17 protein-coding genes and 1 tRNA gene are annotated in these 20,216 nt (G+C 66.9%); 7 read left to right on the top strand and 11 right to left on the bottom strand.

The features are described 5' to 3' along the window. Positions 1 to 21: 21 nt before the first annotated feature. The 5 genes from ACF66B_RS20385 to ACF66B_RS20365 all read right to left on the bottom strand — a co-directional run bounded on the left by ACF66B_RS20385 (position 22) and on the right by ACF66B_RS20365 (position 6,903). The gene (locus tag ACF66B_RS20385) at positions 22 to 999 is read right to left on the bottom strand and encodes an aldo/keto reductase (RefSeq protein ID WP_111431612.1); all 978 of its coding nucleotides are present in this window, start codon (positions 997 to 999) and stop codon (positions 22 to 24) included. 376 nt (positions 1,000 to 1,375) lie between these two features. Further along, positions 1,376 to 2,260 (bottom strand): glycosyltransferase family 2 protein, encoded by an 885-nt coding sequence (locus ACF66B_RS20380; RefSeq protein WP_111431613.1) that lies wholly within the window; start codon positions 2,258 to 2,260, stop codon positions 1,376 to 1,378. Positions 2,261 to 2,413: 153 nt separating this feature from the next. Then, on the bottom strand, positions 2,414 to 3,298 hold the full coding sequence (locus tag ACF66B_RS20375) for a glycosyltransferase family A protein (RefSeq protein ID WP_111431614.1): 885 nt from the start codon (positions 3,296 to 3,298) through the stop codon (positions 2,414 to 2,416). 83 nt (positions 3,299 to 3,381) lie between these two features. Further along, on the bottom strand, positions 3,382 to 5,454 hold the full coding sequence (locus ACF66B_RS20370) for a hypothetical protein (RefSeq protein ID WP_111431615.1): 2,073 nt from the start codon (positions 5,452 to 5,454) through the stop codon (positions 3,382 to 3,384). A 132-nt stretch (positions 5,455 to 5,586) separates the two neighbouring features. Then, positions 5,587 to 6,903 (bottom strand): SAF domain-containing protein, encoded by a 1,317-nt coding sequence (locus ACF66B_RS20365; RefSeq protein WP_111431616.1) that lies wholly within the window; start codon positions 6,901 to 6,903, stop codon positions 5,587 to 5,589. A gap of 98 nt (positions 6,904 to 7,001) precedes the next feature. Here ACF66B_RS20365 and rfbC point away from each other — a divergent pair, with 98 nt between their 5' ends. Beyond that, positions 7,002 to 7,550, top strand: a complete 549-nt coding sequence (gene rfbC, locus ACF66B_RS20360) for a dTDP-4-dehydrorhamnose 3,5-epimerase (protein ID WP_111431617.1) — start codon at positions 7,002 to 7,004, stop codon at positions 7,548 to 7,550. 87 nt (positions 7,551 to 7,637) lie between these two features. On the opposite strand, the gene ACF66B_RS20355 is transcribed toward rfbC, so the two are convergent. The 4 genes from ACF66B_RS20355 to ACF66B_RS20340 all read right to left on the bottom strand — a co-directional run bounded on the left by ACF66B_RS20355 (position 7,638) and on the right by ACF66B_RS20340 (position 12,451). Further along, a complete protein-coding gene (locus ACF66B_RS20355; protein ID WP_111431618.1) occupies positions 7,638 to 8,675 on the bottom strand; it encodes an SDR family oxidoreductase in 1,038 nt (345 codons plus the stop codon). Positions 8,676 to 8,707: 32 nt separating this feature from the next. After that, the gene (gene rfbF, locus ACF66B_RS20350) at positions 8,708 to 9,517 is read right to left on the bottom strand and encodes a glucose-1-phosphate cytidylyltransferase (RefSeq protein ID WP_111431619.1); all 810 of its coding nucleotides are present in this window, start codon (positions 9,515 to 9,517) and stop codon (positions 8,708 to 8,710) included. A 267-nt stretch (positions 9,518 to 9,784) separates the two neighbouring features. Further along, a complete protein-coding gene (locus ACF66B_RS20345; RefSeq protein WP_111431620.1) occupies positions 9,785 to 10,597 on the bottom strand; it encodes a sulfotransferase in 813 nt (270 codons plus the stop codon). A 189-nt stretch (positions 10,598 to 10,786) separates the two neighbouring features. Beyond that, a complete protein-coding gene (locus ACF66B_RS20340) occupies positions 10,787 to 12,451 on the bottom strand; it encodes a GMC family oxidoreductase (protein ID WP_111431621.1) in 1,665 nt (554 codons plus the stop codon). 258 nt (positions 12,452 to 12,709) lie between these two features. Here ACF66B_RS20340 and ACF66B_RS20335 point away from each other — a divergent pair. The 3 genes from ACF66B_RS20335 (at position 12,710) to ACF66B_RS20325 (ending at position 14,207) form a co-directional block, all read left to right on the top strand. Next, positions 12,710 to 12,799: transfer RNA gene (locus ACF66B_RS20335), tRNA-Ser, on the top strand. Positions 12,800 to 12,948: 149 nt separating this feature from the next. Then, the gene (locus ACF66B_RS20330; RefSeq protein ID WP_111431622.1) at positions 12,949 to 13,290 is read left to right on the top strand and encodes a metalloregulator ArsR/SmtB family transcription factor; all 342 of its coding nucleotides are present in this window, start codon (positions 12,949 to 12,951) and stop codon (positions 13,288 to 13,290) included. Continuing rightward, positions 13,287 to 14,207 (top strand): SRPBCC family protein, encoded by a 921-nt coding sequence (locus ACF66B_RS20325; protein WP_111431623.1) that lies wholly within the window; start codon positions 13,287 to 13,289, stop codon positions 14,205 to 14,207. Before ACF66B_RS20330 ends, ACF66B_RS20325 begins: the two co-directional genes overlap by 4 nt. Positions 14,208 to 14,253: 46 nt before the next feature. Here ACF66B_RS20325 and ACF66B_RS20320 read toward each other — a convergent pair whose 3' ends face one another. Continuing rightward, positions 14,254 to 15,324 (bottom strand): ParB N-terminal domain-containing protein, encoded by a 1,071-nt coding sequence (locus ACF66B_RS20320; protein WP_111431624.1) that lies wholly within the window; start codon positions 15,322 to 15,324, stop codon positions 14,254 to 14,256. Then, entirely contained in the window at positions 15,324 to 16,733 is a 1,410-nt protein-coding gene (locus ACF66B_RS20315; protein WP_111431625.1) for an AAA family ATPase, read from the bottom strand. Before ACF66B_RS20315 ends, ACF66B_RS20320 begins: the two co-directional genes overlap by 1 nt. 422 nt (positions 16,734 to 17,155) lie before the next feature. Here ACF66B_RS20315 and ACF66B_RS20310 point away from each other — a divergent pair, with 422 nt between their 5' ends. The 3 genes from ACF66B_RS20310 (at position 17,156) to ACF66B_RS20300 (ending at position 19,981) form a co-directional block, all read left to right on the top strand. Continuing rightward, a complete protein-coding gene (locus tag ACF66B_RS20310; protein ID WP_111431626.1) occupies positions 17,156 to 18,181 on the top strand; it encodes a replication initiator protein A in 1,026 nt (341 codons plus the stop codon). Between the two features lie 232 nt (positions 18,182 to 18,413). Continuing rightward, positions 18,414 to 18,767, top strand: coding sequence for a PEP-CTERM sorting domain-containing protein (locus tag ACF66B_RS20305; protein ID WP_392665116.1), 354 nt, complete (start codon positions 18,414 to 18,416; stop codon positions 18,765 to 18,767). Positions 18,768 to 19,009: 242 nt separating this feature from the next. Beyond that, a complete protein-coding gene (locus tag ACF66B_RS20300) occupies positions 19,010 to 19,981 on the top strand; it encodes a UDP-glucuronic acid decarboxylase family protein (RefSeq protein ID WP_111431628.1) in 972 nt (323 codons plus the stop codon). Positions 19,982 to 20,216: the final 235 nt, after the last annotated feature.

Genomic DNA, 20,216 nt, shown 5'->3' with positions numbered 1-20,216 from the left:
TTTTTCGGATGAGCGGTGCTTTCAGGCGGCGACGGCCATGTCGAGCGCGAGGCGCTGGCCACTGCCCTGCGCGGACGGTTCGAAATCGGCGAGTGCCAGATTCTGCCGGCGGCTGGCCTCCGAGAACATCGAGAGCAGCACAACCCCCCCGGAATTGAGCGTCAGCGCCCGTTCGAGCAGAAGCTGGGTCAGGGCCTCGTGCACGTCGCCCCCCCGGGCACGGGCCGTTACCAGCGCCCGGAAGCCCGGCTTCTCGGCCATGTGCTGCTTCATCCGCTCGAGCGCCCCCCCGACCCCGAAGACCGAATGGGTGATGAGGCCGAAACCCGCGCTCTGCGCCGCGGCCACGCCATCGAGACTGAGCCCCGGGGCCGGCGTGGGAAACTGCACGGCCGTATAGGGCCGACCCTGCGCGATCGCGGCCGCGGCGGTATCCTCGCTGCTGGCCACGGCAACGGCTCGGGCCTTGCCGGAGGCAACGATATCCTCGAGCGCGCGGAGCGTATCCTCACGCAGCACATCTCCGGGCTTCGCGTCATGGAGGGCATAGAGATCGACATAATCCGTCCCGAAGCGCCGGAGGCTCCGCTCAAGCGACTCGTGGAGCAGCTCCGGCGTCAGATCGAGCGCCCGGGCCGGCTGGACATTGGCGCTCTTGAAGGCCTTGCGGAGCGCGGGAGCCGCCCGGACCGCGGAACGCGCGATCGGCAAGATCGCCTCCTTGAGCCCGAAACCACCGCCGCCCGAGGGCAGCAGGCCGACCTTGGTGCTGATCTGCACCTCGCTCCGCACCCGGTTGCGCAGGAATTCGCCGCCGATCTCCTCGGCGCGGCCACCGCCGTAGAGCGGTGCGAAATCGAACCAGCGCACGCCCTTGTCGAAGGCATCGGCAAGCGCCCTCAGACCTTCGCGCGCGCCCACGCGGGACCCCAGGGACGCACAGCCGAAACCGAGACAGGATGTCTCGATCTCCGAAGCTCCAAGCATTACGCGCCGCATGTAACCTCCCCCTCGTCGGACCTGCAGGAGACCCGCCTGCCACAGGCTGCGGATTCATGCCTGTGCCGGGTTCCACATCATTTCCCCGGCTCGCGAGTCCAGCCGGGACGCCCACTTACCTTGCAGCCATGGGAATAGAAACATGATCGGCAAGCGGCGCATACAGGCCCATGATACAAGCGAGCCTAACACAGACGAAAGGCCGAACAGCCGGAAACGCGCATTAACCTGCGATCATCGCACAAATATGATCGCCCTGAGGCACAAATGACCCTGGAGAAGACAGATCCGCGGGGCCAGCCAGAACCGCCGGCCTCTGCCTGGCCCCAAACCAAGATCCTGGGTTCGGTCTGTTTCCATCCAAACCGTTTTCGCTCTAGCTGGAGATGAGCTTCTGGCGCAGCTTCTGCATCTGCTCCCTGCGCATGAAGGCGCGAATGTCGGACGGCACCCCGCCGTCCGTCCCCTTGCAGGTGGCCCAGACATAGCCGGCGGTCCGCGCCATGCAGCCCACGACATAGGGCTTGCGCAGGACATCGGGTGCATTGCGCGCCAGATGGTAGAGCGGAGAGAAGCCGATGGCGCGCTCGAGCTGACCTGAATAGAAGGCCCCCCGGAGCGGATTGCGCCCCTTGGCCTTGGGTGTCTTGTGATGAAGGATCCGCAGGTCCGGGAAGGAACGCGTCTGCCAGCCATGCATCCGCGCCATGACGAGCGCGAGCGCGTCTTCCATCGCGCAAGGCACATAGCCGCCGGTCTCGTCGAAACAGGCGCGGCGGAAGAACTGGATCGGGCCACCCACCCCGTCGGGATTGATGAAATACGGCCATTCTCGGCCTTCATCGCTGTTGTAGATGAAGCCGCCGCCGATCCCCACCTCGGGATTGGCCACCATCTTGCCCATCAGCCGCTCGAAGAAATCGGGGGCGAAGGTCACATCCGCATCCATGTTGGCGATATAGTCGGAAGAGAGCCCGCCGAGCGTGGCAATTCCGGCCCGGATCGCCGAGACCTTGCGCCAGCTCAGCCGGCCGAAGGCCGGCGCATCGGGACGCTCGTTCTCGAACCGCAGGAAATGGATGAAATCGTGTTTCGCCGCAGCCGCACGGCCGATCTCGTCGGTCGCGTCGGTGGAGGCATCGCTCACGATCACCCAGGCAACCGGCCGGATCGTCTGGGCCGCCACGGCCTCGATGACACCGGGCAGGAAACGCGCCTCGTTATAGGCCGGCGTAATCAGAATATATCGCGTGTTATCCATGTTAAGCCTCTCGCGGCCCTGTCAACATATTAAAGAAAAGTCGCCGGCCCCAGCTCCGGTTCCGGCTTAATCTACCTGTTCCGCTCCCATATCAGGAGCGGATTGAAGGTTCATGCTTAATTTCCCGAAGGCGGGAGCAGATCCGTTTCCGCGCTACCGGCCCAGCAGCTTGCGGCGGAGGCGCTCCATCTGTTCCTTGCGCATGAAGGCGCGAATGTCGGACGGCACGCCCGCATCCTTGCCCTTGCCCGCCGCCCAGGCGTAGCCGGCGGTACGCGCGACACTTCCAAGCACATAGGGCGGACGCAGGATGTCCGGCACATTGCGGGCCAGATGGTAGATCAGCGAGAAGCCGACCGCGCGCTCGACCGCGCCGGCATGGAACATGCCCCGGAGCGGATGGGCGCCCTTGGCCCGGGCAGTTTTGTGATGGAGGATCTTCAGATCGGGGAAGGAGCGCGTCTTCCAGCCGTGCATATGCGCCATGATGAGCGCGAGCGCGTCTTCCATCGCGCAGGGCACATAGCCGCCGGTCTCCTGGAAACAGGCGCGGCGGAAGAACTGGAGCGGCCCGCCCACCCCTTCGGGATTGATGAAATAGGGCCATTCCCGGCCGGCTTCGGTGTTGTAGATGAAGCCGCCGCCGATGCCGATCTTCGGATCGGCCGCCATCTTGCCCATCAGCCGCTCGAAGAAATCGGGGGCGAAGGTCACATCCGCGTCCATGTTGGCGATATAGGCCGAGGGGATGTCGCCGAGCTCCGCGAGCCCCGCGCGGATCGTGCAGACCTTGCGCCAGGCGAGCCGGCCGAAGGCGGGCGGTGTGGCAGTCCGGTTCTCGTGGCGCAGGAAACGGATGAAATCGTGCTCCGCCGCCGCCTTCCGTGCGATCTCGTCGGTCGCGTCGGTCGAGCCGTCGCTCACGATCATCCAGGCCACCGGCTTCACGGTCTGGGCGACCACCGTCTCGATGACGCCCGGCAAGAAACGGGCCTCGTTATAGGCCGGCGTGATCAGGATATATCGCGTATCGTTCATTCTTAAACTGTGGCCACCCTTGATAACATTCGTCAACAGGCAAGCAGGAGACTTGTTCCGGCCCCCTTATCACTTTCCTCCCATCAGGCGCAAAGCTGGTCGATCATCGCCTTGAACTCGGCACAAACCTGCTCAACCGAACAGCGGGCGCCAACTTCGGCCATGATGTCCATGGCCCGGACCCAGTCCGGCCCGCCGAAGGCCGCAGCGGCCTCCACCATCACCCGCTCGAGATCAGCCGGCGAGAAGCTCTCGGCATAGAAGGGATAGTCGTCGCCGAGATAGAAGGGCGCGTCGCCGTCGTCGCGGGTGGTGATGACCACCGAGCCGCAGCGTGCGGCGACGAACCCCTTCAGGAACGGCTTCCAGCCGACCCAGCTCTGGTTCTGGCGCACGATCCAGTGGCAGTTGTAGCGCGGCAGCGCCTGCAGCCAGTCGTCATCCACGTTGCGGGTGTTGATGCCGACCATGTCCACCATCTCCGAGAGGGAGGCCGGCAGCACCGTGTTGCGCAGATCGCCGATATAGGCGGTACGCAGCCGGTCGGCGGGGGCTATGAGCTCCGGAACCTGGGTGTTGACGTGATGGGTGACGTGGAAGGCCGGCACCTCCGGATAGAGCCGGTTGAGGTCGAGTGCCTGGCGGTGCGAGATGCAGATATGACCATCGAGCAGCCGCGCCTTCTCGGGGCGCGGGATGATGTCGTCCCAGCCGCCGATGGTCAGGATGTTGCGCGCCTTGACCTCCGCGATCTCCTCGGGGCTGCGGGTCGCCATCGCGCCCTTGGTAAGCAACACGAGGCTGTCGCGGATCCCCTCGGTCTCATGGGTATAGGTGACGTCATAGAGATCGGAATAGCGGGCGGCGACAAGCTCGCTCAGCTGCTGGCCACGCAGAAAGGTCGAGGCAAAGCGCGCGTGGCTCGTCGCATAGACCACCGCGAGCGGCAGCTTCCGCCCCGCCCGGGCCGCGAGCCCCTGCCCGATCGCCGTGCGGCGGGCCTCCGGCAGGCGGCGGACCGGCGCACGGGCGGTGAAGATGTTGTTCCGCGCCGTGCCGAGATGAGAGGGCAGGATCTCCGGCCGCGCAGGCGGCAGGGCCTCCCCGGCCGCCTGCGGGCCACTGCCGGGCGCATGAAGCAGCCCATAGAGGGTAAGATCGGCGGGGCAGCCGGCCGGGCCCTCGAGATGGACCTGCCACCACGCCTGCATCAGCGCATCGATCTCCGCCGCGCCGTGCCGGCGCCAGATCATGCTCGCATCGAGCCCGCCCTGCCCGTGGAGCGGACGACGGTCGGCGAGCGCCTCCGCCGCCGCAAGCACGGCCCCGGCCTCGGCATCGCCCTCGATCAGGTGGCGCTCGGCCATGTCCTGCCAGTCGGCGCAGCGCGGATGCCGCCACATGACGAAATCATGCCCGCCCAGCCAGCGGCCGATCAGCGTGTCTATATTGCCGAGAAGCTGATGGTCGGGGGCGATGAAGAGCGAATGCTCCGCCCGGGGCGCGGCCGCGTCGAGCAGCGCGCGGGCCTGGAGCATGTGCCAGGCCGCAACCCGCGCAGGCTCCGCCCCGGCAATCTCCGCCGGATGGGCGAGCGGCAGGATCTCCCAGCCCGGCGCCGAGACCGGCTGGTCGGTAAAGCAGAGAAAGCGGATCCGGCCATCGGCACGGAAGAGCGGCGGCAGCAGCCGCGGGCGCCCGGTGAGCACGGTATAGACGACAACCGCGCCCTCCGCGTCCGGCAGTCCTTCCCGACCCGGCCCCGGCACCGCAAGCGTCAGCCCCGGTGCGGGCCGCTCCGGGCGCAGCAGGACGCGCCCCGCCCCTCCGGTCATGCCTTCCGCGGCGAGGCGCGCAAAGAGTGGCCCGGCTGCCCGCCAGCCGTGGATCCGCGCGGTCATCACCGCCTCGATCTGGGCCGGCAGCGCACGCTTCGGGAACATCCGGCGAAGCGGGCCCGCCAGGCGCAGGAGCCGCGCAGGATGGTCCTGCGCCAGCCGCCGCAGCAGCGCCTCGCCCCGGCGCTGCGCCTGGCGCCGCCCGACCCGCACCACGCCGCGGCTGAACCACAGGGTGCGTTCGGAGAGATGCGCGGCCTGCGCACGCAGGCGCGCCGCGGCTCCCGGAGCCTCCGGCGCCTCTTCGGTGTCCTTCATCTCTCCTCCCCTCCTCTGTTCCGGATGATCGGGGGCCCGGCGCGTGCGGAGAGAGACGGGCCGGCAACGGGATCGATCCGCTCCGGCCCCATGGCGCGCGGGGGCACGGGAATTCGGCGGCCGGGCTCCCGGTCAGGCCGCCGAGGATTTCAGGTTGAACATCGCCGCCTGCTCGAGACGCAGCCGGTCGACGAGACGACCTTCGGGCAGTTCCACATCCGCATAGGTGAGCACCGCATCCTTCGGCAGGTCGCGCTTGAGCGTCGCGCCCACCGCCACCCCGATCGGCAGCAGATTGTCGCGCGCGGTGATGCCCGCGGCCTCCGCCTCGCCGTAGACCGTATAGCCGCCGAGCTCGTCGATCGCCTCGCCCGCCTTCAGGTCGCGCTTGGCGAGCGCCACCACCTCGACCTCCGGCCCCGCGATCGGCGCGATGGCCGCATCCCCGAAGAGGGCTGCGCGGGCGATCGTCGCCGGCACCTCGAAATGGCAGAGATGATAGGGGGTGTAGAAGCAGTAGAGCGGGCCTTCGCCGAGCTTGTAGAGGTTGAGGTAGTGCTTCTGCCGCGGATGCTCGATGGTGCCGAGCACGAAGACGCCCGGGCCGGGCTGCGCGCCCACCACATAATCGACAATGCCAGGGCCGGAGATCAGCTCCTCCGGATCGTAGAGCTTCGCCGCCTCGGTGATCGGCGTGCCGGGCTCCACCGTGAAGCCGTGCATGCCGCGCTTCGCCACCGTCATGCCGGTGGCGTTGGCGACGATCGCCTGCTCGAAGGAGATCTTGGTGCCATCGGCAAAGGAGGTCACCATCGAGGGCTTCTGCCCCCACTGCTTGGCGAAACCCGCTTGGGTCGTCGGCGTACGGTAGGGATCCTGGAGGCCCTTGATGTTGCCGCAGAGCACGGGCCGGACCCCGATCCCCTTCACAAAGCGGTAAAGGTTCTGCTCGACACCGGGCTGGTCGCCATCGACATTGGTGTAGACCACGCCGGCCTTGTCGGCCTTCGCCTTCAGGAGTGGCCCGACGGTGCCGTCAAGCTCGGCATTCATCAGCACGATGTGCTTGCCATGCTCGATCGCGGCGAGCACGAGCGGGAGCGCATCCTCGACCGCGCCCGTCACCTCGAGGAAGACATCCACATGGGGGCTCGTTGCCACCAGCATCGGATCCTCGGTGACGGCCGGCTTGCCCGCCTCGATGGCGGCGGCCAGGCTCGCGGCGGTATCGCAGATCACCGCCCCCTCCTGGCCCGCGTCGGCATAGGCCTGGACCGCCTTTGCGGGCGTGCGGTTGGCGATCACGGTCACCTGCATCTGGCCCCGGAAGGCGGTGTTGATCTGCAGGACGACGCCTGCGGCCATGAAGCCCGCGCCGATCATCCCGACCCGGATCGGGGGGGCGCCGTCCGCGGCGCGTTTCGCCAGCGCGCTATCGACGATGATCATGATTTATCTACCTCTTCCTCATCTACCTATACGGGTCGGATCATTTCGCGCAGGATGCAGCCCCGATCGAATCGTATTGCAGAGACAGGAGTAAGAGTATGCATTTCGGGAAGACAAGCCTGCAGGACGCAGTGCTGATCGATCTCCGGAAATTTGAGGATTCCCGCGGCTTCTTCGCCCGCACCTTCTGCGCCGATGAGTTCGGCAAGCAGGGGCTCGTGAGCGAATTCGTGCAAGGCAATTACTCCTACAACATCTCCAAGGGCACGCTTCGCGGCATGCACTACCAGAAAAGCCCCCATGGAGAGGTTAAGCTCGTCCGTGTCGTCCAGGGCGCCATTCTCGATGTCATCATCGACCTCCGCCCGGATTCGCCCACCTACCTCAAATGGGAAGGTTTCGAGCTCACCGCCGAGAACGGCCGCACGCTCTACGTGCCGGTGGGCTTCGCCCATGGCTTCCAGACGCTCGCCGACGAGACCCATGTGACCTATCAGGTCTCCCACCCCTACACGCCGGGCGTCGAGGGCGGGCTGCGCTACAATGACCCCGCCTTCAACATCGACTGGCCGCTGCCGGTCTCCGTGATCTCCGAGAAGGACGCGGCCTGGCCGGATGCGGATCTCAAGGCCGGAATTCCGATCTGACATCGCGAGGCTTCCCGGAACCATGGCGGGGGCGGCAGCAGGCGGCTCTCCCCCGCACCGGGGGAGAGCCGCCCGCCAGGGCACGGATCAGACCGCTTCGGGCGTGCGCCAGAAGAGTTTCGCGTCGATCTGCTGGGTGTCCTGCAGATAGCGCAGTTCCTTCAGGCGGGTGTAGGGCGGGTTCTCGAACATCTCCTTCGTGAGCCCGATCCGCTCGAAGACCGACCTCAGCTGCTGCGCGCCGCGCTCGGCGGTCCAGGAGGTCCGGAACTCCGGCATGTGCTCGCGGATCTTCGCGAACGAGACCCGGTAGGAGCGGGTGTCGCCGCCCGACTCGCCGATGGTGAGCTCACAGCCCGGGAAGGTCTTCGCCACGATCTCGGCGATCTCCCGGATCCGGTAGTTCTCGCTGTCGGCGCCGACGTTGAACGCCTCGCCCGCCACAGCATCCTTCGGCGCCTTGAGCGCGCAGAGCATCGCCTCGCAGATGTCCTCGATATGGGTGATCGGCCGCCAGGGCGAGCCGTCCGAGGTCATGCGGATTTCCCGGATCGTATGGGCAAAGCCGCAGAGGTTGTTGAGGACGAGATCGAAGCGCTGCCGCGGGCTCGCACCGTAGGCGGTGGCGTTGCGCATGAAGACGGGGGTGAAATCGTCGTCCATCAGCTCGCGCACGCCCTGCTCCACCAGGATCTTGCAGCGGGCATAGGCGGTCTGGGGCGCAAGTTCGGAGGTCTCGGTGCGCATCTCGTCGCCGCCCGCGCCATAGGTCGAGCAGGAGGAGGCCTGGATGAAGCGCTTCACGCCCGCCTCGCGCGCAAGCCGCGCAAGTCCCACCGAGCCGCGATGGTTCACGTCCATGGTGAGGTCGGGATCGTTCTCGCCGATCGGATCGTTCGAGAGCTCGGCGAGATGGACGACCGCGTCGACCCCCTCCAGATCGGCCTTGGTGATCTGGCGCTGATCCTTGGAGATCACCTGCGGATGGGTCTTGTGGTCGTCGAAGAGCCAGCCGCGGCGGTAGTAGCCGGTGTCGAGGCCCAGCACCTCATGGCCCGCCTCGATGAGCTTCGGGCCCATGATCGCACCGATATAGCCGTCGGCACCGGTCAGAAGAACACGCATGTCGGAATTACCTTGTCAGATCCGGGAAAATCTCAGCCGTTCACAGCCGCCTGCGCACCATCCGGACGATCCCAGACCTTCCAGGGCGCCTTGCCGCTGTCCCACATCTTCTGGAGCACATGCTTGTCGCGCAGCGTGTCCATGTTCTGCCAGAAGCCGGGATAGTGATAGACCGCGAGCTCGTCGTCCGCGACGAGCCCCTTGAGCGGCTCCTCTTCCCAGACGGTGGTGTCGTCGATCACGTAGTCGATCACCGCCGGTTCGCAGACGAAATAGCCGCCATTGATGAGATGGCCATCCGACATGCTCTTCTCGCGAAAGCCCTTGATGCGGGTCTTGTCCGGCGAGAGATCGAGCGCCCCGAAGCGGCCCGGCTGCTGCACCGCGGTGACGGTGGCAAGCTTGCCCTGCTCCTTGTGGTAGCGGATCGTGTCGGTGATGTTGAGGTCGGTGACGCCGTCGCCATAGGTGAGGCAGAAGGTCTCGTCGCCGATATAGTCGCGCACGCGCTTGAGCCGGCCGCCGGTCATCGTCTCGAGCCCGGTATCGGCGAGCGTCACCTTCCAGGGCTCGGTTGCGACCCGGCGCACCTCGACGGTGTTGTTCTGCAGATCGAGCGTGAGGTCGTTCGAGCGGTGGAAGAAGTCGAGAAAATACTTCTTGATGAGGTGGCCCTTGTAGCCGCAGCAGATGATGAAATCGTTGAGCCCGTGCGCCGAATAGATCTTCATGATGTGCCAGAGCATCGGCATGTCGCCGATCTCCACGAGCGGCTTCGGCAGGGTTCCCGTCTCCTCGCTGAGGCGCGTTCCGTATCCGCCAGCAAAAATCACGACTTTCATGGACAATCTCGCTCCTGCTTACCCTTTAACTTACCATATCCTGGCGCCGCTTTCCGTTCCGGCCCGCGCCATCCCGCTCGGCGCATCGGGCGGGACGGATCCTGCACCCCCTGGGCAATGCCAGTTCCGACGCACGTTATCCGATCTATGATCATGCGTCACTTCCGCGGAAATTGCCGCCCGGGCTTCTCTATCATGGGCGTCTCCACCCTTGCAAAGAATTGCTGACCAGAAAATGAACGGACCTGTCCCGCACCGGTTCCGGCCTCAGAATCCCCAGCGCGCCACATCGACGCCGAATTCCGCCTGAAGCCGCGCCATGTCCGGGGCGAGATCGGCGGTGATCTGCTGTCGCTGGGCCGGGGTGAGCCGGGTCTTGTCGGGCCGGATCGCCTCCATGGCGCGCCGCAGCGGACGCTTGACGAAATCCGGGCTCTGGCTGACGAGACCCGGCGCCATCCGGCGCAGGGTGCGCTCGAGTTCGGACTTCGGCTTCTCGGTCACGTTGCGCGCGGAGGCATCCGCGATCTCCGCCATCTCCGGCAAGCCCGCAAAGGCGCAGACATCGTTGGCCATCTGCTTCGGGTCGCGGACGAAATCGTCGTAGTCGAGCAGGAGCAGGTTCTCCGGCCCGAACACCGCGCCGAAATCCTTGAGGTAGAGATAGTAGTTCGAGGTCTGCACCAGATCGGGATGGGTGATCGGGCGGCGCCAGTCGGGATTGCGCCGCATGAAGTTGTAATGGGATTCGATCCGGTCGAAGGGGTTGCGCACCATGTAGACCAGCCGCGGGCGGATGCCGTAGGCATGGATCGCCTCCGCCGCGCCCCGCTCGCCGAACTTGGTGTAGCCGGTCGAGCCCTCCATCGCGATGCGGTGCCGGGCCGGATCGAAATCCCAGAGATCCTCGTAGCGGGCGATCTCCTTGCGATGCCCCTGGTGCTTCGAGAAGAACTCGGGCTCCTTGGGCTCGGAAGGGCAGATCTCCGGATGCTCGGCCAGCAGGCTGAAGAGCGACGTGGTCGCCGACTTCATCGAACCGATGATGAGCAAAAACTGCTGCGGATCTATCTTGGACACCGAACCCTCTTCCACCGGAAAACCACTCCACCCGAAAATGCATGCAGGGCCGGAGCGCGTGGCGTGCACGCACCCCGGCCATTTTCAACCGGGCCCTGTTTGCGGAGGGGCCTCCCCCCTGTCAAGCGCCCTGCCCCGTCAGGATTACCGCGATCGGCCGATCCCCGCCCGCGCATCCGGCATGGGCGCTCAGCCCGGCGCGAGCCCCTCGCGGGTAAGCCGGGAGGCGAGCCGGAGCCCGAGCTGCACGGCCGTGAGCGTCGGATTGGCCTGGCCCGAGGTCGGCAGGACGGCCGTGCTCGCCACGAAGAGATTGGGCACGTCGAACGCCCGGCAATCGCCATCGACCACCGCCGCCCCCGGTGCGGGGCCCATGCGGATCGTGCCGATCTGATGCGCCCCGTCGGTCGCCTCGGCGATCACCGCCGCGGCCCGGCGGGCGGGGTCGGCCTCGTAATAGTCGATCCGGCCGAGGCCGTTGCGCCCGAGCCAGGCGGCGAGCGCCTCATGGGCGCGCAGGACCGGCCCGGCATCGGCCTCGGAGAAGCGCAGGTCGATCCGCAGCCGGGGCTGGCCGAGCGCATCACAGGCCTCCGCCAGCGTCAGCCGGCTCTCCGGATCGGGCAGGTGCTCGCCATGATATTCGAGCCCGTAGCGCCGGGCGGGATTGCGCAGGAAAAACCCCGGAAGACGCATCCGCGCCACCTTGTTGCGCCAGAGGAAGGCGGGCGCGAACCCGATGGTGCGCGGCAGGTCGCGGAGCACGTTCAGGAAATGCGCCCCACGGTGATAGGGCGGATAGCCGATATGCTTGCGCCGCAGGGCCTCGGCGATCAGCCGCCGCCCGAGCGGCTCGATCGAGAGCGCGAGGAAGACGGCGGAGAGCGGCCCCGAACGGTGTGCGGCATTGGCGATGGGCGGCACCACCGGCCAGAACACCACGTTGGAAAGCCGCGCCTCCTCCTGCAGCGCCGCGCTCGGCACCAGCCGGCGACGCACATAGGAGCCGTGGCCGTCGACGTGATAGTCGAGCCCGTCGTGCAGCGCCGCGTTCTCCAGCGTGATGTCAGCGATCTGGCCGCTGACATGGCCCATGTAGGTCCGGCCCAGGGGGCCGTCCGCGCCGCCGAAGAGGGCAGGGCGGCGGCGCTGCTCGAGCAGGAGGAGCCGCGTGCTCTCGTTGCCGCCCGCCGCCAGCACCACCTGCGCCACGGGAAGCACGCAGCGGACACCCTCGCCCGGGCGGCCCAGATGGAGCTCGAGCGCGGCGATCCGCCCGTCTTCATGATAGCGGAAGCCCGTCACCGTGCTGTGGAGCGCGACCGCGAGATTGGCCGCGTCGCGCAGGTCCGCGCGCAGCCGCTTCTGGATCTTCGGCGTGTTGCTCCAGCGCTCCAGCGCCTCCCAGCCGAAGGCCGGATCGGCCGCGACCCCCGGAAGCGCCTCGCGAAACACCGGTGCCCCCGCGTCCATGTCGGAAAGGGCCGCCTCGAGCCAGGGGGCGAGATCGGTCTCGTCGATCGGCCAGGGCGGCAGGTCGAGCCAGGGCCGCGAGCGGAAATCGACCGGATCGAAGGGCAGGCAGCGCCCGGCCCAGAGATTCGATGTCCCCCCCAGCTGGCGGGCCACCACGGTATGCGGCTCGAAATTGTTCTCCGGCCGGACATTCTCGGCCTGCATCAGATCCCCGATGCCGGCCTCCGCCCCCGGCCCGCCGCTCTCGAGCACCAGCACCCGCTCGCCACGGGCGGCGAGCGCGCGGGCAAGCGACAATCCGACCGACCCCGATCCGATGACACAGATGCCCGCGCCGAATCCGGCAAGTGCTTCCTGGCTGGGGGTCTCGAGGATCATGCGCGCCTCCCGCGGCAGGCGAACGACGGGCTGCAGGCGGAAACGGGCGCGGCGCGGCGGATCCGGCGCGGGACTCGGGCAATCGGCATGGCGGACTCTCTCAACTCCAGAACTCGGCCTCACGCACCAGCGGATGCAACTTCCGGGCGTTATACGCTACATGCGGCCTACGCCAACACTCTTGCGCAAAGGTTGAGCTCCGTCCGGTGCAGGACACTCTTGCACAAGCGGGACGAAAATGATTTGTGTGCGCGCATTGGAGAGGTGGCCGAGTGGTCGAAGGCGCACGCCTGGAAAGTGTGTAGGCGGGGAACCGTCTCGAGGGTTCGAATCCCTCTCTCTCCGCCACCCCCCTCTCATCGCCTGTCGCGAACCGTCCCTCCGGTGCAGTCCGCACGAAATGTTCCGCGCGCGGAACATCCGGCTCCGGGTCTTGAAACTTAGCAAACTGGCGAAGTTTTCCTTGCCCGGCCGGCGCACGGATGATAGTTAGCTGAATGACTAAGCATCATCCGGACCTCTCGCCGCTCTTCCATGCCCTGGCCGATCCGACCCGCCGGTCGATCCTGACCCGGCTCGCCGAACGCCCCGCCCGGGTCACCGACCTGTCCGGACCCACGGGCCTGCGCCTGCCGACGGTGATGCGGCACCTCGCGGTGCTGGAGGACGCCGGGCTGATCACCACCTCCAAGACCGGGCGGGTGCGCACCTGCGCCATCGTTCCGGAGGCCCTGGATCCGGTCCGCACATGGCTCGATGAGCAGCGGGCCATATGGGAGAGCCGGCTCGATCGGCTGGACGCCTTCGCGACGAAGGCCATGAAGGAGCGCAGGAAATGACATCGGACCCGTCCCCCGGAGACATGATTGCGGCCCCCGACACCGAGGCGGGCCGCTTTGCGACGCTGACCTTCGCGCGGGACGTGGCCGCGCCATTGCCGGTGCTCTGGCAGATATGGACGGCCCCTGCCGCCCGTGCGGTATGGGCCGCGCCCAGCCCCTCGGTCACCGTGGAGTTTCTGGAGGCCGACACCCGCCTGGGCGGCCGCGAGGTCTCGCTCTGCAAGGCCGCGGGCCAGCCGGATTTCCGCTGCGAATGCGGCTGGCTCGATCTGAGCCCCGAAGAGCGCAGCGTGAACTACGAGGTGATCTCCTCCTCTGGGGTGCGGCAATCGGTGGCGCTGGTGACCGCCGATTTCTCGGGCACGGGCGCGCAGAGCCGGCTGGCCGTGACGGTGCAGCTGTCCGCGCTGGCGAGGGACATGGCGGCAGGCTACCGGCAGGGCTTCGAGGCGGGGCTGGCCAATCTCGCCGGGGCGGCCCGGCGCACCATGGTTCTGCAGCGCGTGATAGAGGCCCCCCGGACCATCGTCTGGGGCGCATGGATGAACCCAGAGACGCTGCCGCAATGGTGGGGGCCGGACGGGTTCTCCTGCCGGACGACACGGATCGATCTGCGGACGGGCGGGGAATGGGTGTTCGACATGATCGCGCCCGATGGCACGATCTTCCCGAACCATCACCTCTATACCGAGGTCCGGCCCGAGGAGCGGATCCGCTATACGCTGCTCTGGGGCGAGAACGGCCCCAGACATGCCGATGCCTGGGCCGCGTTCGAGGACCAGGACGGCGCCACGAAAGTGACACTGGGCATGGTGTTCAGCACGGAGGCCGAGTTTCAGGACGCGAAGGGCTTCGGCGCCGTCGAGCTCGGCCTGCAGACCCTGGGCAAGCTGGGACGCTTCGTCACATCCTGACCGGATCCGCGCCGGATGTTCCGCGCGCGGAACATCTGCACGATCTTCAGTCGCGCAGATGCGCCAGGGCTGCCCGGATCTCGTCGGCCAGCTCCGGGCTCACCCCCTGGCCCTTGAAGCGCAGGGTGAGGGTCCGGCCCGAGAAAGACTGCTCCAGGGTAACGCCGGGCAGGATCTGGTCGGCCGCGGCGGCCGGCCGCTCCGACGCCGTCCGCGGCTCCGTCCGTTCCGGGCGGGGCAGGGGGGCGGGCGGCGCCTCCGCGGCCTCCAGCCAGCGCTCGAGCGCCGCAAGCTCCGCCTCCGGCGTCTCCGGTGTCGCGCGCTCCAGCAGGGCGATGATCCCCGCCGCCCCCTTCTCCCGGAGCTGCTCCACCAGCCGCAGCCCCAGCCGCTCGGGCAGATGCGCCGGGAATCGCAGATGGCCGTCGAGAGCGTGGTAGATCTCGAGGAAGCTGCGGATGCGCGAGCGCTTCGGACGCGAGGCGCTGGCAAAGAGCGCAAGCAGGGCCGCCTTCTCGCTCTCGAAGACCCCGCGCTTCACCGCGAGCGCCGCCACCCGGGCCCGCTCGTACTGGCTGAGCCCGACCCGGATCTCGTTTTCCTCGACCATGGCGACATAGGCATCGGCCACCGTTTCGGGGCGGCGCACCAGAGCCTGAACCGTGGCGAACCGCGCCTCGCCGGTCTCGGCAAGAAGCCCGCGGAGCGCCGCCAGCCGCCGCCAGCCGGAAATGAGCCCGTAGGGCAGGGGGCTGCCGCCCGCGCCCCGAAGCGGCGTCACCTCGATCGGCGTGCGCTGGCCATGGGCACGGATCGAGGCCCGGAGCGCGGCCATCTCTTCGTCCTCGACCGGGATGCGATCGCGCAGGAGATGGTCGGGGGCAATGTCGTCGAGCGGCAGGTCGAGCACCATCCGCCCGGTTTCCCGCGCCTGGGTCAGCGCCCGGCTCACCTCCTCGAAGGCGGCACTTCCCGCCGCATCGCCCGCCACCCGCGCAATCGGCGCGGCGGCGGCGAGCGTGGGCCGGAGCGTGGCGGAATGTTCCGCGCGCGGAACATCTGCCTCCGGGGCAGGGGAGGCGGCGGCGACGGTCGGGGTCAGGCGGCGGCGGGCCATCAGGCGCTCTCCTTCCGGGTCCGGTCTTCGGCTTCCGCGGCAAGCTCGTCCCGGCGCCAGGAGCCCAGCAGCAGGCGCTTGAAGCCTGCATAGGTCTCGTCGAAGGTCCGCCGCCCGCGCGCGTAGGTGTCACGGTTGAAATCGCGGTAATCGGCCTCGTAGATGCCGTTCACCTGTTCGCCGGCCTGCCCCACCAGGGCGGTGAAATCCTGCCGCCAGGGCGAGAGCGTGCGCCCGAGATAGGCCTGCATCAAGGCCGCCAGTTCGGCCTGCTGCGCGCCGTCGTAGCGGGTAACGACCGCCCTGACCGCATCCCATTCGAAATGCGTCTCGGGGCGGCCGAGGGCGCGGGCGGCAAGGTTCTCGCCCTCCTCGATCGACTGGAAGGTCGAATGCAGCATGTCGAAGAAGCGGCCCGTCGAATCGAACTCGAGAAAGCTCGCCCCGAGCGGCACCAGCAGGATGTCGGCCGCCGCCAGCCCGTTGATGGTGAGATACCCGAGCGCCGGGGGTGTATCGAGGATCACCACATCATAGGCCGCAAGCACCCCGTCGCGCTCGAGCGCATTGGTGAGCGCCTCCCAGAGCTTCCAGCCCCGGAGCGCCATGCGCCAGACCGGGATCTGGAATTCGGCCCAGTAGAGGTTGAGCTGGGCGCCGATGAGATCGATGTTCGGCCAGTGGGTGGACTGGATCACGTCGCCCGCAGTGCGGCCGAGCGCGGTCTCCAGCATCTCCTCGAGCGGCAGCGGCGGGTCGCCCCGCTCGACCCGGCGGCGGTTCTCCTCCCGGAGCCCCAGCGCGTAGTCCCGGGCGATGAGCGGAAAGACCGTATCCCATTCATCGGCCACCTTGCCGCCGAAGATCGAGGTCATGGAGCCCTGGCTGTCGAGATCGATCACCAGCACCCGGTAGCCGTCGAGTGCGGCCGACATCGCCAGATGTGCCGCCGTCGAGGTCTTGCCGACCCCGCCCTTGAAATTGGCGATGGCGGTGATCTTCGCGGGAAGCCCTTCGGGCCGCCAGGGGCGGTATTCCTTGTTGCGCGCGCCTTCGGCGGCGAAATGGGCCCTGAGCCGTTGCACTTCGTCGAGCGTGAACCACTTGGCCCCGCCCTCGGTTTCCGCCGCCCCTTGCGGCAGCTCGGGATTGGCCCGCAGCACCCGGCGGAAATGCGCAGGTGCAACCGGAATGAGATACTTGGTGATCTCCCATGTGGAGAAGAGCCGCAGGCTCTTGCGCCCCTCGAGTCCGTGCCCGCGGCTCAGCAGGTCGTCCCTTCCCTGGGTGCAGCGGCTGGCGATATCGGCGAAATCGCGCGTGCCCACGGGGGGCCCCTGTTCGGCAAGGGCCGCATCGGGAGAGATGTTGAAATAGGGAGGCAGGGCCTCTTCGGGGGTCTGGGACATCTGCTCGACCTGTCCTCTCCTGGCATGCGGTTTGCGGGGAAAATCCCTCATGTGCCGCCTTTTTTGCAATGTATCATGATTCGCAGCACATGGAACATAAATCGCGATGTTCTGCGTGTTTTCCTTGAAATTCCAAGGTTTCCGCGGGCCGGGGGCAGGGGGGCTCTGCCCCTGCGAATTTTTTTGATGGTGTTATTGCGTGTTAAATGAAGTGTTACGGGCTTGTGGGGTTTCGGCAAGCCTCTGGAATTCAATGCTCTACTCCCCCTTCCGGAGGGGGAAGTGAATCCGGAACCACGTTTCGATGAATCCGAAACCACGGGGCAGTGAATCCGGAACCCCGAAACAGTGATTGCGCGGCGGTGGGGCTCTCCCTAGGCTTGGTGTCATTGAAACCACGATAAGAGCGGAACCACCGTTTCATGGGGCAGAGCGATATCGAGCGGGCCGGCGCGGCGGTTCCGGTCCCCGAAGGGGCAGGCGGCTTCTTCATCTGCGACCTGCCCTGGGCCGCGCCCAAGGATGACATGGCCTCGATGGAGCACCCGCTCTTCACGCTGGCGACCCGCCCCGACCGGCGGATCCTGCGCTACGAACATGGCGAGGCGATGATCGAGATCACCCCCTCGGTGAAGGGGCTCGCCACCATCCACGACAAGGACGTGCTGATCTTCTGCATCAGCCAGTTGATGGCGGCGGTGAATGCCGGCCGGCCGACCTCGCCGACCCTCCATCTCAAGGCCCACGACCTGCTCGTCGCCACCAACCGCGAGACCTCGGGCGATGGCTACCGGCGGCTGCGCGAGGCCTTCGAGCGGCTCTCGGGGACGCGGATCGTCACCAACATCGAGACCGGCGGCATCGAGAGCACCCGCGGCTTCGGCCTCATCGACAGCTGGGAGATCCTGCGCAAGGCTCGCGGCGGGCGGATGATCCTCGTCACCGTCACCCTCTCGGACTGGATCTACCGATCGGTGCTCTCGAAATCGGTGCTGACCCTGCACCGCGACTACTTCCGGCTCCGCAAGCCGCTCGAGCGCCGGGTCTACGAGATCGCCCGCAAGCATTGCGGCCGCCAGGCCGAGTGGCGCATCGGGCTTGAGCTGCTGCTCAAGAAATCGGGCTCCACCTCGCCCCGGCGGGTCTTCCGCAAGATGATCCGCGACATGGAGGCCCAGGACGGGCTGCCCGACTACACGCTCGCGCTTGTCGAGGGCGATGTGGTCTGCGTACGGGCGCGCACCGGCTTCGCCGCAGGCGAGGGCGGCGGCCCGCGGCTGTCGCCGGAGGTCTACGACCGGGTGCGGGCGGCAGCCCCCGGATACGATCCCTACTGGCTCGAGGCGGAATGGCTGCGCCACTGGCAGGCTTCGGGCCGGCCGCCGCTCCGCCGTCCCGAAGCGGCCTTCGTGGCCTTCGCCCGCGCCCGGGCCGAACGCGCGGGATAACCGGGACAACCCTTGTCGGAAAGAGGCCGGGAGACGGCGGGCAGGGGCGTCCCGAAGGGCGCGCCACATTAACCAATGCCGCAGGCGGCAATTGGTTTGCACATTGCCGTGAGGTAATTTGATGAACACTCCGTTAACGGCACTCGAAGGGCTGCGAGCTCTTGTTGCGTGGGGGGCGGGGCGCACAAAAAGGCCTTTCGCGGGGCCTGTCTTAATGAGGGGACTTCATAGGATGAAACTTTATTCCGGAATGCTTCTGCCGGCGGTTCTGCTGGCCGGTGCCGTCAGCCTGACGCCGGCGACCGCTTCGGCGCTGTCCTTCGGCGGCTTCGGTGGGGATCATGGCATTTCCATCGACTTCAAGGGCGGCTTCGGCAAGGGCGAAAGCAAGGGCGAGCACAAGGGCTGGGACAAGGGTCCGCTCGCGGATCTCTTCAACGGCAAGGGCCCCCGCGGTCACGGTGGCGGTCATGGTGGCCATGGCGGCGACAAGCCGGCTCCGGTGCCGCTGCCCGCGACGCTTCCGCTCCTGCTCGGCGGTATCGGGCTGATCGGTGCGGCGAAGCGCCGCCGCGCTGCCCGCTGAACGCGAAACCCGGCAATTACCTGCCGGTGATGGCGGGGTGGCGACATCCCGCTCTTTTCAGAACACTGCCGGGGCCCGGATTTCCGGCCCCGGCTTTTCACTTTGGTCATAATTCCCGGGAGTTGAGCATATTTCCTCCCAATCCCGCACGGATTACGATAGCGTTAGGGCCGGATTTACCCGGGCATGATGAGGCTGTAGATGCCCTTCGGGCAAGAGAACATTAGGAAAGCGGTTCTGGCATGAGCGTACCTGTATCCAAGCGTATCCTGGTGACTGGCGGTGCCGGTTTCCTGGGCAGCCATCTGTGCGAGCGTCTCATTGCTCAGGGCCACGAAGTGCTGTGCGTGGATAACTACTTCACCGGGCGCCGCGCCAATGTCGCGCATCTGCTCGATCTGCCGGGCTTCGAGCTGATGCGTCACGACGTGACCTTCCCGCTCTATGTCGAGGTGGACGAGATCTACAACCTCGCCTGCCCGGCCTCGCCGATCCATTACCAGTATGATCCGGTGCAGACGACCAAGACGAGCGTGCATGGCGCGATCAACATGCTGGGCCTTGCCAAGCGCGTGCGCGCCAAGATGTTCCAGGCCTCGACCTCGGAAGTCTACGGCGATCCGATCCAGCATCCCCAGACCGAGGATTACTGGGGCAACGTGAATCCGATCGGGCCGCGCTCCTGCTACGACGAGGGCAAGCGCTGCGCCGAGACCCTCTGCTTCGACTATCACCGCCAGCATCAGCTCCGGATCAAGGTGGTGCGCATCTTCAACACCTACGGGCCCAGGATGCATCCCAACGACGGCCGGGTGGTGTCGAACTTCATCGTCCAGGCGCTGCAGGGCAAGCCGATCACCATCTATGGCGATGGCCGCCAGACCCGCTCGTTCTGCTATGTCGACGACATGATCGAGGGCTTCCTCAAGCTCATGTCCTCGTCCGACGATGTCACCGGCCCGATCAACATCGGCAATCCCGGCGAGTTCACCATCCGGGAACTGGCCGAGAAGGTGATCGCGCTGACCGGCTCGAGCTCGAAGCTCGTGAGCCATCCGCTGCCCGAGAACGATCCGATGCAGCGCCGCCCCGACATCACCCGGGCCAAGACCATGCTCGACTGGCAGCCGACCATTCCTCTCGAGGACGGCCTGATGAAGACCATCGCCTATTTCGACGGCCTGCTCTCGCGCCGGCTCGAGAACTACGCCTGACGGCATCGCGTCTTCGCCGAAGCCTTTTCCCGACCGTCATGATCCCGCATGGCGGCCGGGATCCCGCGCCGGCGGACGGCGCCCCTCATCGGGCTTTCCCATAGTATAACATAATTAACATTCCCGGTTCTTCGGGAGTGTGCGCGCGCCCTGCGCCCGGCCCTTCTGCCGCGCCGCGGCATCCGGTTCTGGACACTCCGTTCCCGACGGGGCAGAAGTGCTCCTGCACCCTGCG

The sequence above is a fragment of the Amaricoccus sp. B4 genome (assembly GCF_043226085.1).
Classification (GTDB): Bacteria; Pseudomonadota; Alphaproteobacteria; order Rhodobacterales; family Rhodobacteraceae; genus Amaricoccus.
Note: the sequence above shows the minus strand (reverse complement) of the source record. Positions and strands in the feature narration are given on the sequence as shown.